This is a genomic window from Chitinolyticbacter albus, from assembly GCF_024437655.1.
GTDB lineage: Bacteria > Pseudomonadota > Gammaproteobacteria > Burkholderiales > Chitinibacteraceae > Chitinolyticbacter > Chitinolyticbacter albus.
Genome location: NZ_JANBVF010000020.1, coordinates 14027 through 30333, shown reverse-complemented (window position 1 = coordinate 30333; position 16307 = coordinate 14027). Strand labels below are relative to the sequence as shown.

Sequence of the window (16307 nt, the reverse complement as noted above, 5' to 3'; positions counted from 1 at the left end):
AGGGGAGGGCATCGATCAGCTTGGCGGCTATCCGCGCTGGGTTCACCCGGAGCCGCTGCCGTGCTGTGCCCGCTGCCAGCAGCCAATGCCGATGCTGGTGTCGCTGAATGCCGCCGGCGCGCTGGGTCTGAAGCCGGCCTATCGCGGCACGCTGTATGGCTTCTGGTGCGATGACTGCATGATTTCGTGTACCCGCAAGCAGTTGTGAACCGCTGCTTGCGGGTGGAGCAAACGATGATGGTCTCGACTGAGTTATCTGGTTTTCCAGTGCCGCCCCGGCCAAGCAGGGTGGTGAGGGCCGAACAGCCGAGGGTCTGGAGGATGCGACCATGACTGCCGCTGCCCATGCCACTGTCCTGGAGCGCCAGTCGGCGCCCCGGGTGCAGCGCGCGTGCAGCAAGTACTGCGGTCAGCGCGATGGCGGTCCACAGTGGCAGCGCTACGCCACGCAGGCCAAGGGCGCGCAGGTTGACGCGCCGGACAGCCACTACGAGCGCGAGGCGGACAAGGTGGCCGAGCAGGTGGTCGCGCAGTTGTCCGGTGTACCCGGCAGCAAGCCAGCGATCACGCCGCTGGGCGATGAGCGCATCCAGCGTAAATGCGCCTGTGACGAGCCGGGCAGCGCGATGGCGCAGCGCAAGGCCGGCGAGATCCCCCGTACCCGGCGGGATGTACCGCTGAACCCGCAGGGCGGTGCGCCGATGTCGGGCGGGCTACGCGGCCCGATGGAGCGCGCCTTTGGCCAGGATTTCGGCGACGTGCGGCTGCATCACGACGGTGAGGCCGACGCGATGTCGCGCGATCTGGGTGCGCGCGCCTTCACCGTGGGCAGCCATGTCTACTTTGCCGGTGGCGAATACGCGCCCGAATCGCCCGAAGGGCAGCGCCTGCTGGCGCATGAACTTACCCACGTGGTGCAGCAGGGTGGCCAGCCGCATGCGGCGCAGATGAAATGCGCGGCGTGCGCGGCCAATGAGGCCGAACAGGAACCTGAAGTTCCGGCGAGTGGGCCGGTGGTGCAGCGCTTGCCCGGTCTGAGCGATGTGACCGGACCTTTGTCCGAGGTCGGCGGTGCCATCGCCGATACCGCATCCGAGATCGGCGAAAGCATCGCTGAAGGCGCCGAGGCGGCTGGTGAGGCCATCGTCGAGGGGGCGGAAGCCGCCGGGGAAGCCATCGTTGAAGGGGCGGAAGCGGCGGGCGAAGCCATAGTCGAAGGGGCGGAAACCATCGCCGAAGGGGCCAAGGCGGCGGCCGACACGGTGATGGGCATTGCCCGCGAGGTGTGGGATGCCGCGAATGCGCTGGCTCGGGCCATCGGTGGCATCGTCAGCGTCTCCGGCACCAGCGTCGTGATCACCGTGCCGGCCATGGCGGTATGCCCGACGATACCGCTCCAGTTCACGCTGCCGAGCCAGTCGGCGAGCGTGCCCGTGCTCGTCGCTGGCGTCACCGCAGGGGGGGCGACCCTCTACGGCGCGGTGCTGGCTGCTGTCAGCCTGACGCCGGAGTTGTCGGTCCAGCTCGGTCCCTGCACGTTGCATGGCCTGCGCATCGTGGTCAGTCCGTTCGGGCCATCGGTAACGGCGGCGGGCTCGATCACCGCTACCGTGGCCTTGGGGCTGGGGGCACAGGCCGAGGTAGGCCTGGAGGGCGAACTCGGCATGATCATCGTCTGGCCCGATCCACCCATGGTGCTGCGGGTGCCGGTGATCAATGTCGGAGCAGGGTTGGCTGGTTTTGTGCGCGGCATCGTCGCCAGCCAGGTGACGGCGTCGGGTGCCATGAGCGCCAGCCTCTCCGGTGCCTCGCTGGCAATCAAAGAGCGTCAGAAGCTGGGCCTGGCGGTGGATGCGGGCGTGGCCGGCTTTGGCAATTTGCGGCTGTTGGGCATGGATGTCTGTCGGCTCTACTGGCCGCTGTGGGCCTGGCACGATGCTCTGGCGATCGACAGTGGTTTCGATCTGGCATTCTCGGCCACGCGGTCCGGCGGTATTTCCGCCTCGTTCGACATCGTTACGCCCAAGCTCGACCGCTTCGGCTTCGACCGTATGGGCATCGAGCTTGGCCGCGGCATGTTCATGGATGACTGCCCGCTGTGCGACTGGATGCAGCGTCTTGGCCTGATGCCGTCGCAGCTTGGTGGTGCCTGGCATGGCGGCAGCGCCGGCGTGCCACACGTCGACGGGCCGCTGCGCGGCATCTTCCCCAACAACCCCGGCATTGCCAGCGGCTCGCAATGCCGTGGTGCCTGCGGCTCCAATTGCGAGACTTGCAAAGAGGAGGTCGAGCACAGCGAGTGCGAAACGCTGGATGGCGGCGCGCGCCACCGCTTCTGGAATTACCCGTACTACCACACCTGCGCCACCCATGCCGGCTGCCGCCAGCACGACGCCTGCTACGACTGGTGCGCGGGCTTTGGTGAGGTGGGCCTCTTGGGCATGGTGTTCGGCCCCTGCCACCGAATTTGCGACCTGGAAGCGGCGTGCGGCTATGGCGTCCCAACGGCGGTGGGTTGGATTTCCGGCAAGCCGCCGTATGACGGATCGATGCGTTTCTCGGACACGCCGCAAGTGGTGTCCGAGTGCGATGGGCCTTGCCCCGCGGACGCTGGCGAGGCTGAGGCCGGCGCGGGGATGGGGGCGGCTGGCGATGCCGGCGGTGGCCTCACCCCAGCCGGAGCGGGCCTGGTGCGCATCTGCATGCCCGAAGTCATCCTGTTCGATCGGCGCAGCGTTGGCGACAGCTTGACCGAAGAGATGCCGGAGACCACCGTCTGGTGGAAGTGGCTCATGATCGTGAAGCCGCCGTTGGGGTTGGTGGAGTTGGAATTGTTGGCTCAGGCCGGGCTGGAGGCGGGCATCGAAGCCGGTATCGGCCCGGCGCGACTCACCGACATGTGCATGGAAGTCGATCCGCTACGCGGCGATTACAGCGGCACCGCCACCTTGCGCATCCCGGCCGATCTCACGGCCTGGCTGCTGCTGTGGGGCCAGCTCACCGCCAATGCCAACTGGTTCGCGCTGATCAATGTGGTCAGCGCCATCGGCCGGCTTGAGGCCGAGGCAATCGGCGCACTCAGCACCGAGTTCGTCGGCACCGTCGGCGTCGAATGCGTCGATGGCCAACCGGGTTTCACCAGCAGCATCGATTTCCCCGGCTGCATCAATCTCAATTTCAACCTGGATGCGCAATTCGATCTGCAGCTGATCAGCCACACCCTGTTTCACAAGCGCTGGCGGCTGTTCGAGGCGGCGTGGAATCGCTGCTGGGGCGAGGACATCACGATAGGTCCGATGCGGCGTGGTCAGGGCTCGGATATCGATCTGTTGAGCGAATCGATCAATATGGCAGACCTGATCCAGTGGCTACTCAGCGAGGGTGACGGTGACCGGCCGCGCGATCCCAACCAGTTGCCCCCCGGCGGCGGTGATCCGCCGCACGAGCCCGGCCAGTTGCCCCCCGCTGGCAGTGGCTTGCCGACCGGGTTGACCGACGAGGATGGCGATCGGATCGAAATGACCTGGTTCACGCCGGAGGAGGTATATCCAGACTCCATTTCGCTTGCCACCCATCAGAGCAAGACGCAATGCGATAGCGACGCCGATTGTGCGGACACCAAGGATCGTTTTCACCCGGTGGATACGCCGACCTGCACCAAGCTGAAGATTGGCGATGAGGAGCGCAAGCATTGCACCGCGATGGCCGATTTCCCGCACTCGACGCCGACGCCGCTGCGCAATTTGAATACCCGTAACAAAACCGACGACATCGGTGTTCCTTATTTTCCGAAGGTGGGCGACACCATGACACTGATCAATCCGGACCGCTCCGATACTGAACTGAAGCGTTTCCGCAATCGATGCGCACGGAATGGGCGGTTCTTGATTGAGGATTTCGGCGAAGATGGGGATCACGTTGTCGACAATGATTGGGGCGGCCCGGATCACTTCAGCAATATCTGGCCGCTCAGCTCTTCCATTAACCGCAGTGCCGGGCCCAATCAGAATCAACATCAAAAGATTTCGTTCACGGAAGGGCCGAATGGCCCTCCCCATCCCGACATGAAGATAGGGGAATTCAAGAGGCAGGGCTTCCACCTGCGCAGTCCACCCCACAAGTTTTTCAGAATCCGTGATACGAAATCGCAAAACTGATTCGAACTTGTTTGCGACCATACTCACCGGCGTTTGCGGCTGTGCCGGTGGCGAGCAAGGAGCGAGACGGGCCGTGGTATGGGCAACATAAGTGACGCGTAACGCCGTGCGATGTCGGCAATGTCGTGAACCCGAAGGCGTGCTGCGAACGCTGCCAGCAGCCTGTGTCGATGTTGGCGTCGCTGAATGCCGCCAGCGCTGGGTCTGAAGCCGGCCTATCGCGGCACGCTGTATGGCTTCTGGTGCGATGACTGCATGATTTCTTGTACCCGCAAACAGTTGTGAGCGACTGCGCGGGGCGTGGAGCAAATGATGATGGCCTCGATACTGCCCGGCTTTATGATTCCAGCTCGTCGGCTGCGCGATGGCAGGCTGGCTGAGCACCCACTTGCCATGGCCAGGCTGCCATGAGCGCCGCCACCCACGCCACCGCCACGCCGGAGCGCCGCCCTGCACCCAGGGTTCAGCGCGCGTGCAGCAAGTGCGCCGGCCAGCATGATGGCGGTCCGCAGTGGCAGCGCTACGCGACGCAGGCCAAGGGTGCAGAGGTTGACGCGCCGGACAGTCACTACGAGCGCGAGGCGGACAAGGTCGCCGAGCAGGTGGTCGCGCAGCTCTCGGGCATGCCCGGCAGCAAGCCGGCGATCACGCCGCTGGATGAAGGGCGTATCCAGCGCAAATGCGCCTGCGAGGAAGAAGGTGGCGCGATGGCGCAGCGCAAGGTGGGGCAGATCCCGCGCACCCGGCAGGATGTCCCGCTGAACCCGGAGGGCGGCGCGCCGATGTCGGGCGGGCTGCGTGGCGCGATGGAGCGCGCTTTCGGCCAGGATTTCAGCGACGTACGCCTGCATCACGACGGTGCAGCTGATGCGATGTCGCGCGATCTGGGCGCGCGGGCCTTCACCGTGGGCAGCCATGTCTACTTCGCCGGTGGCGAGTTCGCGCCCGAATCACCCGAGGGTCAGCGCCTGCTGGCGCATGAGCTCACCCACGTGGTGCAGCAGGGCGGCCAGCCGCACGCTGCGCAGATGAAGTGCGCGGCCTGCGCCGCCAGCGAGGCCGAGCAGGAACATGAAGCCCCGGCAGGCGGGCCGGTGGTGCAGCGCTGGCCCAGCTTGCCCAGTCTGGACGATGTCACCGGTGCTTTGTCCGATGTGGGCGGTGCCATCGCCGATACCGCATCCGACATCGGCGAGGGCATTGTCGAAGGCGCCGAGGCGGCCGGCGAGGCCATCGTCGAGGGTGCGGAAGCTGCGGGGGAGGCTATCGTCGAGGGCGCGGAGGCGGCTGGTGAAGCCATCGTCGAAGGCGCCGAAGCCATCGCCGAAGGCGCCGAGGCGGTGGCCGACACCGTGATGGGCTTCGCTCGTGATGTATGGGATGGCGCCAACGCGCTAGCTTCGGCCATAGGCGGCATATTCGGCATTTCCGGTGGTTGCATTGTGATCACCCTGCCGTCCATGCCGGTGTGCCCCACCATCCCGATGCAGTTCACGCTGCCACGCCAGACGGCGCGCGTGCCGGTTTTCGTCGGCGGCGTCACCTCCGGGGTACTGACCATCTACGGCGCGGTGCTGGCCGCAGTCAGCCTGACCCCCGAGTTGTCTGCCCAGCTCGGCCCCTGCCGTCTGCACGGCCTGACCATCAGGATTTGTCCGCTCAGCGCATCGGTGTCTGCTGCGGGCTCGATCACCGCCCAGCTGGCTTTGGGGCTGGGCGCCCAGGCCGAAATCGGTCTCGAGGGCGAAGTCGGCATGATCATCGCCTGGCCCGATCCGCCCATTGTATTGACGGTGCCAGTGATCAACGTCGGGGCAGGGCTGGCTGGCTTCGCGCGCGGCATCGTCGCCAGCCAGGTCACCGCGTCGGGTTCGATGAGCGCAGGCCTCTCCGGTGTATCGCTGTCGCTGAGCGAACAGCTGAAGCTGGGGCTGGCGGCCGATGCGGGCGTGGCCGGCTTTGGTAACTTGCGCTTGCTGGGGATGGATGTTTGCCGGGTCTACTGGCCGCTGTGGGCCTGGCACGATGATCTTGCGATCAACGGCGGCTTCGATCTGGCGTTCTCGGCCGGTCTGTCCGGCGGCGTTTCCGCCTCGTTCGGTATCACCACGCCCACGCTCGACCCTTTCGGTTTCGACAAGATGGGCATCGAGATCGGCCGCGGCATGTTCATGGACGATTGCCCGTTGTGCGACTGGATGAGGCGCCTCGGGCTGATGCCATCGCAGAACGGTGGCGGCTGGCACAGCGGCAGCCCCGGCATGCCGCATGTCGACGGCCCCTTGCGTGGCATCTTCCCCAACAACCCTGGCATCCCCAGCGGTTCGCAATGTCGCGGCGCCTGCGGCCCCGATTGCAAGACCTGCGACGAGGAGGTCGAGCACAGCGAGTGCGAAACGCTGGACGGCGGTGCGCGCCATCGTTTCTGGAACTATCCGTTCTACCACACCTGCGGCACGCACGCCGGCTGCCGCGAGCACGACGCCTGCTACGACTGGTGCGCGGGTTTTGGCGAGATTGGCCTTCTGGGCGTGCTGTTCGGCCCCTGCCACCGTATCTGCGATCTGGAAGCAGTGTGCGGCTACGGCGCCAAGACGGCGGTGGGCTGGATCTTCGGCAAGCCGCCTTATGACGGCAAGATGCGTTTCTCCGACACGCCAAAGAAGGTTTCCGAGTGCGATGGGCCTTGCCCCGGCGACGCTGGTCCCGGCGGGCCCGAGGGGGGCGAGCAAGGTGGCGCCGGCGGCGGTGCGGCGGGCGGCGGCGGCGCGCCCACCGGGCCGGGCCGCGTGCGTATCTGCATGCCCGAAGTCATCCTGTTCAAGCGCCGTAGCATCGGCGACAGCATCACCGAAGTCCTGCCGGAAACCGAGGTCTGGTCGACCTGGATCGAAGCGCCGCCGCCGGTGTTCCTTGTCGAGCTGGAATTGCTGGCGCAGGCCGGGCTTGAAGCGGGCATCGAGGCCGGCATCGGGCCGGCACGGCTCACCGACATGTGCATGGATGTCGATCCGCTACGCGGCGATTACAGCGGCACGGCCACCTTGCGTATTCCGGCCGATCTCACGGCCTGGCTGATCCTGTGGGGCCAGCTCTCCGCCAATGCCAATTGGCTGGCGCTGATCAATGTGGTCAGTGCCATCGGCCGGTTGGAGGCCGAGGCCCGGGGTGCGCTCAACACCGAGTTCATCGGCATGGTCGGTGTCGAATGCGTCGATGGACAGCCTGGTTTCACCAGCAGCATCCACTTCCCCGGCTGCATCGACCTCGATTTCACGCTGGATGCGCAATTCGATCTGAAACTGGTCAGCTACAACCTCTTCCACAAGCGCTGGCGCTTGATCGAGGCGGCGTGGAATCACTGCTGGGGCGAGAATATCGATCTCGACGCAATGCGGCGCGGCCAGGATCCGGATATCGATCTATCCGGCGAATCAATCGATCTGGAGGATCTGATCAAGTGGCTGCTCGGCGGCGGCGGTGGAGGCCGGCCACGCGGGCCTGGCCAGTTACCGGCTGGCGGCAATGGCGTACCGACCGGAACGACGCGTGACGACCCGATCGAGATGACGTGGTTCAAGCCGACGAACGAGTATCCGGGCTCGATGCCGCTGGCGACGCATCAGAGCACGACCCGCTGCACGGGCGCTGCAGATTGCAGCAGCGCCACCGATCGCTTCGATGGCACGGCCACGCCCACCTGCACGCCGCTGCTATTTGGCAGCACTTGGCGTAACCACTGCACGGCCATGGCCAACTTCCCACGTGCTACGCAAACTGATCTGCGTGACCTGAATCGTGGCGTGGTCACCGACCAGATCGGTGTGCCCTATTTTCCGGACGCTGGTGACATCATGACGCTGGTCAATCCCGGACGCACCGAGACCGAGATGAACCGGATCAAGCGACGTACCGCTCGGCATGGCTATCGGATGAGCGATCATGGCGAGGATGCCGACCACGTGGTCGACCTGGATTGGGGAGGTGCCGATGCCTTCGACAACCTGTGGCCACTCGATTCGGATATCAACCAAAGGGCGGGCAGCGAACAGAACCTGAACCAGCTGGTCACCTTCTCTGAAGGACCCAACGGCCCAGTACACACCGACATCAGCATGCGCAACTTCAAGGCCGGGGGCTTTCATCGTCGCAGCCCACCCCATCACTTCTTCATCATCCGCAACGTGCAGTTGCCGTAGCAGCCGCATGTCGAGTCCGGTCTTGGCGGCTATCATGCAGCCATGACCGAACCCGTCTACCTCGAACGAGAACGACTGCTGCTGGCGGCCAAACGCCAGAAACTGCGCCAGGCCAGAACCTTTGCCACGGGTCTCTTGATCGCGGCGCTGCTGCTGTTCCTGCTGGCCGAGAGCCAGCACGCGGGCCACCCAGCCTGGGGCTATGCATCGGCTTTCGCCGAGGCCAGCGTGGTCGGCGCGCTGGCCGACTGGTTTGCCGTTACCGCGCTGTTCCGTCACCCGCTGGGCATACCCATCCCGCATACCGCGATCATCCCGAAGAACAAGGCGCGCATCGCCGACAGCCTGGGCGGCTTCATCGAAACGCATTTCCTTTCCGCCGAGCAGGTTGCCGCGCGCATCGAGGCCTTCAACCCGGCGCGGCGGATCGCGGCCTGGCTGTCGCGGCCGTCACACGTTGACGAGCTGGCAGCGCAGAGCCAGCAACTGGCGCAATACCTGATGACACTGCTGGATGAGCCGCATCTGCGCGATGCCGCGCGGCGGGTGGTGCGCGATGCGCTTTCCGAGCTCGATTGGGCGCGCCACGGCGGCGAGCTGCTGGGCGTACTGCTGGCCGAGCGCCAGCATCAGCTGTTGCTCGACCTGGTACTGGCCAAGGTGGCCGAGCGACTGGAGCGACCGGATATACAGACGCTGCTGTCGGGCATGATCGCGCAGGAGCTCTCTTACCTGCGCTGGATGGCGCTGGACGAGGCGGGCGGGCGCTTTGTCGCGCGCAAGCTGGTGGCGGCGGTGACTCACGAGTTCGAGCGGGTGCGCGGTGATGAACATCATGCGTTGCGCCGCTTGATCGATACCGAGCTCGATGCGCTGATCCTGCGGCTGCAGCACGATGAGAGCCTGCGGCAACGCGCGCAGGCGTGGGTGCGCGAACTCGCCGAGGCGCCGTCGTTTGAGCGGCAGTTCGGTGGCTTGTGGCAAGGCATGGTCGATGCGCTGCATGCCGATTTTGCCAGACCCGAATCGCTGCTGCGCAGCAAGGTGGCTGGCGGCGCGCGGCGATTGCGTGATCAGTTGCGCGAGGATGTGCAGCTGGCGGGCTGGGTGAACCGCAGCGTGCGCGATGCCGCTGCGCGCGCGGTGTCGCGCTATCGCGAGCAGATTGGCCGCTTTATCGCCGACCAGCTCAAGGGCTGGGACGACGTGGTGATGGTGGAACGGCTCGAGCTCAACGTGGGGGTGGACCTGCAGTTCATTCGCATCAACGGTACCGTCGTCGGCGGCATGATAGGGCTGCTGATCCACGCGATGCAGCAGCATTATTGAGCCCGCCGAGCAAACCGGACTTGCCGGCGCGCAGCGCCGCTTGCACGGTCTGGATGGGCCCGCGTTTGCACGGTGCGGCGTGAAACGGTGTGGCGAGGACGGTCGCCGCAGCTACGGCGTGGCCACTGGGCAGCAAGGCTGCGGCCCTGAGGCATACACGCGGTAAACTGCGCCGTTTCCCTGCACGCAGCCCCCATGCTCCATACCCTCAACGCCCCGCAACAAGCGGCCGTCCGTTATCTGGACGGCCCGTGCCTCGTGCTGGCCGGCGCGGGCTCGGGCAAGACGCGCGTGATCACGCAGAAGATTGCCTACCTGATCGAGCGGGCACAGATGGATGCGCGCAATATCGCCGCCATCACCTTTACCAACAAGGCCGCGCGCGAAATGCAGGAGCGGGTGGCCTCGCTGATGGACCCGGCTCGGCTACGTGGGTTGACGGTCTCGACCTTCCACAGCCTGGGCATGCGCATGCTGCGCGAGGAAGCGCGCCAAATCGGCTACAAGCCGCAGTTTTCCATCCTCGATTCGGCCGATGCCGGCAAGATCATCTCGGACCTGCTCGCCACCACCGACAAGGCGCTGGTGCGCTCGACCATCTCGCAGATCTCGCTGCTCAAGAACGATCGGGTGTCGCCGGACGCTGCGCTGCGCCTGGCCAATTCCGACGGCGAGCTGCATCTGGCGCGACTTTATCGCGCGTACCAGGACACGCTGCAGGCGTATCAGGCGGTCGATTTCGACGATCTGATCCGCCTGCCGGTCGATCTCTTTGAGGCGCATGAGGACGTGCGGCAGAAGTGGCAGCAACGGCTGCGCTACCTGCTGATCGACGAGTGCCAGGACACCAACACCACCCAGTACCAGATGGTGAAGCAGCTGACCGGGCTATCCGGCCAGTTCACCGCGGTGGGCGACGATGACCAGTCGATCTATGCCTGGCGCGGCGCCAATATGGAAAACCTGCGCCTGCTGCAGCAGGATTTCCCGTCGCTCAAGGTGATCAAGCTCGAGCAGAACTATCGCTCGGTGGCGCGCATCCTCAAGTGCGCCAACGCGGTGATCGCCAACAACCCCAAGCTGTTTGAAAAGACGTTGTGGTCTGACCTGGGCATCGGCGACCCGGTGCAGGTCATCGAGGCCAAGAACGAGGAGCACGAGGCCGAGCTCGTGGCAATGAAGCTGCAGGCGCACAAGTTTGAGGCCGGCACCGAGTTTCGCGACTACGCCATCCTTTATCGCAGCAACTTCCAGGCGCGCATCATCGAAACGCAGCTGCGCACGCAACGCATTCCGTACACGATCTCCGGCGGGCAAAGTTTCTTCGATCGCGCCGAAATCAAGGATCTGCTCGCCTACCTGCGCCTCGTCGCCAACGAGAACGACGACCCGGCTTTCATCCGCGCGGTGACCACGCCCAAGCGCGGCGTCGGCAATGTGACGCTGGAGCGGCTGGGCTCCTACGCGGCCGAGCGCAAGGTATCGCTGTTCGGCGCGGTGTTCGAGGAAGGGTTCATCCACCAGGTGCAGCCGCAGCAGTACGAGCCGCTCAAGCAGTTTGCCGAGTTCATCAACAAGCTGCAGTACCGCGCCCGCACCGAGGCGGCCGGCAGTCTGCTGCAGGATATGCTGGCCGCGATCGATTACGAGACCTGGCTCTACGAAACCGACGAGCCCAAGCCCGCCGAGACCAAGTGGAAGAACGTGCTCGACTTCGTCAGCTGGGTAGCCAAGCAGGGCGAGGAGAAGGGGCGCAACCTGGTGGAGGTGGTGCAGACCATTGCGCTGATCACCATGCTGGAGGGGCGTGACGAGGAACAGGTCGACGCGGTGAAGCTCACCACGCTGCACGCATCCAAAGGGCTGGAATACCCGCACGTATTCCTGATCGGTTGCGAGGAGGACATCCTGCCGCACGCCAATTCGATCGAGGGCAATATGGTCGAGGAGGAGCGCCGGCTGATGTACGTGGGCATCACCCGCGCCCAGCGCAGCCTGACCATTACCTATTGCGGCAAGCGCCGCCGCGCCGGTGAATGGCAGCTCGTCGAGCCCAGCCGTTTTCTGCGCGAATTGCCCAGCGAAGATATCCGCGTATCGGGTCGGCTGGCGGGCGATAAATCCGAACCGTTGGTCACCCGACAGGAGGGGCGGGCAATGCTGGCGGGATTGATGGCCAAGCTCGGCGGATAACGCGGGTATCGGCTAAGCTAGGCAGGCACAGCCCAAGCCGGACCAGGAGGGAGCCGACATCATGGCATTGCCCGAGAACGAGGCCGCACGCGTCGCTGCGTTGCGTGCGCTGAATATCCTCGATACACCGCCCGACCATGTCTTTGACGAACTCGTCGCCTATGCCGCGCACGCGCTGCGCATGCATGGCGCGGCGCTCAGTCTCGTCGACGAACAGCGGGTGTGGTTCAAGGCCGCGACCACGCCGTTACTGACATGTGGTCCCCGTGATGCCTCATTCTGCACCTACGTGGTTGAGGAGCGGCAGTTGGTCGAAGTACGGGATGCGCGACAGGACGAGCGTTTTCTCGCGCACGACGCGGTCACGGATGCGACCGGCCTGTGCTTTTATGCCGGTTCACCGGTGGTGCTGAAGAACGGGCACTGCATCGGCGCCGTCTATGTGGTCGATACCCAGCCACGCAAGCTCAACGAGGAACACCGCTTGATTCTGAATTCGCTGGCGCAGATCGCCGCCGGAGAGATCGAGCGGCAATATCCGCCAGCCTGAACCAGGCTCAGGCCGCAACGGCCTGTTCGCCCTGCGGCACGGTCTCGGCAAAAGCGGGGCGTTCATGCAAGCGCTGCGCCAGTTGCGCGAGATTGGGATAGGCGGCGGCCCAGTCCAGCTCCGGAAAGCGTAAGTCGAGGTAACCGAGCATGCAGCCGACGGCGATGTCCGCCACGCTGTACGCTTCGCCCAGGCACCAGCGCCGATCGCTCAGATCGGCCGAAAGTTGCGCCAAGCCGCGATTGATCTTGCTTTGCTGCTTGGCGATCGACTCCGCCCACTGTAGCTTGGCTGGGCGTTTCTTCTCCGCCACGATCAATACGGCGGCATCGGTGACGCCTTCGGCCAGCGCCTCCCAGCGACGGACACGGATGGCCTGGCGGTGATCGGCTGGGGTCAGGCGGCTGAACGGCGAGACATGGTCCAGATAATCGGCAATCACACTCGAATCATAAAGTGGCTTGCCATCATCCATCAGCAGCACCGGGACCTTGCCCAGCGGGTTGAGTTCACTCACCAATTCGGCATCGTCGGGCAGGGTCACCACTGCCAGCTGGCAGTCGATGCGCTTTTCGGCGAGGACAATGCGCACTTTGCGTCCGTAAGGGCTGGTAAGTGATGTGATGAGTTTCATGTAAGGCCTACTGGAGCTGTTTTATGTTGATTTTAGTGGGCTTGCTTGGCGACTGCCAGGGACGTTGCGGTGTTGCAACACCTGTGGACAATGTTGGCCGATCATGCATTCTGACATTCTGCTTTTGTTGTGTGACTGTTTCTTTCGGCAAACATGTACTTCCTGTCATTCAATACTGCTCGCTGACGATGCGGCGGCCGGTTGCGAAGCACCGATGCCGGCTGCTGCCGGTGGCGCTGCCCAGCGCGCGCGCAGGTCTTCCGGCAGCGCGTGGCGCGGATGGACTGCGGTCAGCCTACGCCATGCATGTTCGGCTTCGGCGTTTCGGCCGACAGCAAGCAACTGACGGATCTGGCGAATTTCGCGCTGCAACCGTTCGTCGATCTGCGGTGAAGAAGCCATATCCGCAAGCGGAGCAGATAACTCGGCCTCGCTCGATCTTGCCATCACGGATGCGGCGGGAGCCGCAGCCGCCGGAGCGGGCAAGGCCAGCTGCTTCGAGACTTTCTCGCTGGCGAGTTCCTCTGCTTCACGCGCGGCAACACGGGCGGCATCAAAAGCCTGGTGCTCAGCCTTGGCGAGCCGCTGGGCTTCCTCCCTGTGCCTGGCGGCCTGTTGGGCTCGCGCGCTTGTAGGCGCGGGAAGGGGGGCGGGCTGCCATTGCGCGATCCGCGGCGGGGTAGCGTCGGATTGCTCGTGCGCGGCCGGTTTATGCGTATCGGCCGTGATCGAGCGCTCCGGTTGTGCGCTGGGCCATAACGTGTAGACAAAGCCGCCCAGGAGCAGCGTGGCGCACGCCGTGGTCCATTGCGGCGAGATACGCCACGCGGGCCACCAGCGCCGGCTGGCGCGGCGAGGCGCGGTGGCCCGTTCCGCTGCGGCCAGGATGGCGGCATCCAGTGCGGGCGAGGGCGTCTCCTCGGCCAGTGCGCGGTATTGCCGCGATAGCGCCTCATCGTGCGGCAGTACGTGTTCTTCGGTCATGCCAACGCCTCCATGCAGCTGCGTAGCTTGGAGATGGCGTAGCGCACGCGGCTCTTTACCGTTTCGGCCGCAGCCCCGGTCAGCCGGGCGATTTCGGCCAGGCCCAGCTCATGCTCTTCCTTGAGCAGGAAAGCTTCGCGTTGTTCGGGCGGCAGCGTGCGCAGGCAGTCACGCAATTGCTGCCCCGATTGCCGGTTGGCAACCGTGGCATCGGGCAGCGGGCATTGGTCGACGAGCTCGTGCGCCGCATCGAGATCGCTGTTCCAGCGATGGCGATGTTCGCGCCGATGCCAATCGACCAGCCGGCGGTGCGCGGTTTCCAGTAGCCAGGTGCTGAAGCGCGCCCAGGGTTGGTAGCCGGCGCGCTGCTGTATCACGCTCAGCCAGACCTCCTGGAACAGCTCGTCCCCTGCGGCATTGTTCCCCGTTTCGTGGACCAGGAAACGATAGAGCCGCAGCCGGTGGCGCGCATACAGCAGGCGAAACGCAGCCAGCTCGCCATCACGCCAGGCCTGCATCAGGGTTTCGTCGTCGCGCGGATCGGAATCGTGGTCGGCCATGGGCATTACTTTAGCGATCTCGATCCGCGCTGGCGACGATCAATCACTCGGTAGCGGCGATGCGGCGGGGGTCAAAGCTGCGGCCAGCTGCGCCATGCGCTCGAATTCGACACGGTAGCCATAGCGATCCGGCCCGCGTGCTGCAGCGGCAATGCGGCCCACCTCGGCATAGTCGAAGTTGTCGACGTAACGAGCGCCGCGCAACAGCTGGCCGAACCCGGCGACTGCGCTGGCAAAGCGGAACTCCGTGCTGGCAGCGTCGAAGCCGGGTTTGACGTCGCGTTGGTACAGCGGGATTTCGAGCAACTGGCTGCGCGCGTTGTCCGGCTGCTTGTAGCGCAGGCGCAAGTGTGCGATTTCGCCGGATTTGGCGCTTGCCTTCTTGGTCTTGTCATAGCGCAGTGGCGACAGATGGCCCGCCTTGCCGGCGAAGGTGATTTCGTACAAGGCGGTCACCGTGTGGCCGGCGCCGACATCGCCGGCATCGATCTTGTCGTTGTTGAAGTCCTCGCGCCGCAGCATACGGTTTTCGTAGCCGACCAGCCGGTATTCGCTGACCTGGGCCGGGTTGAACTCCACCTGGATCTTCACGTCGCGCGCCACGGTGGCGAGCGTGCTGTTCATTTCGTCGACCAGCACCTTGTGGCCTTCGTTGAGCGTATCGATGTAGTGGTAACTGCCGTTGCCGACATCGGCCAGCTGCTCCATCAAGGCCTCGTGGTAGTTGCCGGTGCCAAACCCCAGCGTGGTCAGCGACACCCCGCTCTGGCGCTCGCGCTCGACCAGTTTTTTCAGTTCATCGACACTATCGATTCCAACATTGAAATCGCCATCGGTGGCCAGCAGGATGCGATTGATGCCGCCGGCGACATAACCCTTGCGCGCCATGCGATAGGCCAGCTGGATGCCTGCTTCGCCTGCGGTGGCGCCGCCCGCCTGCAGCTCTTCGATCGCGGCCAGGATACGCTGCTGGTCGCTGGTGGGCTCCAGGACCACGCCGGTGTTCGACGCATAGACCACCAGCGAGACCTTGTCGCTGGGCCGCAACTGCTGGACCAAGAGGCGCAAGGAGGATTTGAGCAGCGGCAGCTTGGCCGGATCGTTCATCGAACCCGAGACGTCGACCAGGAACACCAGGTTGGCCGGTGGCAGCGCATGGCGCGCCAGCTCTTGCGCCTTGATGCCTATCCGCACCAGATGTTTGTCGTGTCCCCAGGGCGCCGGGGCGATCTCCGTGTGCACTGCGAACGGGTGCCGGCTAGCGGTATCCGCGTAGTCGTAGGGGAAATAGTTGACCAGCTCCTCGACGCGCACCGCCTCCATGGGCGGCAGCCGCCCGGCGTTGAGCATGCGGCGCACATTGGCATAGGCACCGGTATCGACGTCGATCGAAAAGGTGGAAACCGGCTCTTGCGCCACCGCCTTGACCGGGTTGTCGTCCTTGCCGGCGTAGCGCTCCCTCCCTTCGGACTGCGGTGCCCAGTCTTCCATCCTCATCAGGGACGGCGCGCTGGCCACGGGCTTGGGGGCGTACGCCACGCTGGCCTTCGCGGCCTTATCGGCTTGCTGGTGCGTCAGCTCCTGGGCGGCAGCGCTCGCTTGCGCGGATTCTCCTGGCCGGGTGCTACCGCACGCGCTGAGCAGGAAGGCCAGAGACAGGGGGATCAGGCGGAAGTACATCGTGATGCTCCGTGGTGGGGA

The 16307-nt window shown here is 64.9% G+C and carries 10 protein-coding genes; 6 read left to right on the top strand and 4 right to left on the bottom strand.

The window, feature by feature from the left end:
* From NLI84_RS13100 to NLI84_RS13075, 6 genes are all read left to right on the top strand, one after another.
* Nucleotides 1–208: hypothetical protein (locus NLI84_RS13100; protein ID WP_255990868.1), on the top strand; the 208-nt coding region annotated here is incomplete at its 5' end.
* Between the two features lie 121 nt (nt 209–329).
* Nucleotides 330–4157 carry an eCIS core domain-containing protein gene (locus tag NLI84_RS13095; protein WP_255990866.1) on the top strand — a complete coding sequence of 1276 codons (3828 nt, stop codon included), beginning with the start codon at nt 330–332 and terminating at the stop codon, nt 4155–4157.
* A 407-nt stretch (nt 4158–4564) separates the two neighbouring features.
* Nucleotides 4565–8356 carry an eCIS core domain-containing protein gene (locus NLI84_RS13090; protein WP_255990863.1) on the top strand — a complete coding sequence of 1264 codons (3792 nt, stop codon included), beginning with the start codon at nt 4565–4567 and terminating at the stop codon, nt 8354–8356.
* A gap of 42 nt (nt 8357–8398) precedes the next feature.
* Nucleotides 8399–9685, top strand: coding sequence for a DUF445 domain-containing protein (locus NLI84_RS13085; protein WP_255990862.1), 1287 nt, complete (start codon nt 8399–8401; stop codon nt 9683–9685).
* Nucleotides 9686–9880: 195 nt separating this feature from the next.
* The gene (locus tag NLI84_RS13080; RefSeq protein WP_255990861.1) at nt 9881–11878 is read left to right on the top strand and encodes a UvrD-helicase domain-containing protein; all 1998 of its coding nucleotides are present in this window, start codon (nt 9881–9883) and stop codon (nt 11876–11878) included.
* 61 nt (nt 11879–11939) lie between these two features.
* Complete coding sequence (locus NLI84_RS13075; protein WP_255990859.1) at nt 11940–12428, top strand: GAF domain-containing protein; 489 nt, start codon at nt 11940–11942, stop codon at nt 12426–12428.
* Between the two features lie 7 nt (nt 12429–12435).
* Here the strand turns inward: NLI84_RS13075 and NLI84_RS13070 are convergent, their stop codons facing one another.
* From NLI84_RS13070 to NLI84_RS13055, 4 genes are all read right to left on the bottom strand, one after another.
* On the bottom strand, nt 12436–13062 hold the full coding sequence (locus NLI84_RS13070) for a glutathione S-transferase N-terminal domain-containing protein (RefSeq protein ID WP_255990857.1): 627 nt from the start codon (nt 13060–13062) through the stop codon (nt 12436–12438).
* A 165-nt stretch (nt 13063–13227) separates the two neighbouring features.
* Nucleotides 13228–14046, bottom strand: a complete 819-nt coding sequence (locus NLI84_RS13065; RefSeq protein WP_255990855.1) for a hypothetical protein — start codon at nt 14044–14046, stop codon at nt 13228–13230.
* Nucleotides 14043–14606 carry a sigma-70 family RNA polymerase sigma factor gene (locus NLI84_RS13060; protein ID WP_255990853.1) on the bottom strand — a complete coding sequence of 188 codons (564 nt, stop codon included), beginning with the start codon at nt 14604–14606 and terminating at the stop codon, nt 14043–14045. The genes NLI84_RS13065 and NLI84_RS13060 overlap by 4 nt, the downstream gene beginning before the upstream one ends.
* A 39-nt stretch (nt 14607–14645) precedes the next feature.
* Entirely contained in the window at nt 14646–16286 is a 1641-nt protein-coding gene (locus NLI84_RS13055) for a vWA domain-containing protein (protein WP_255990850.1), read from the bottom strand.
* Between the last annotated feature and the right edge of the window lie 21 nt (nt 16287–16307).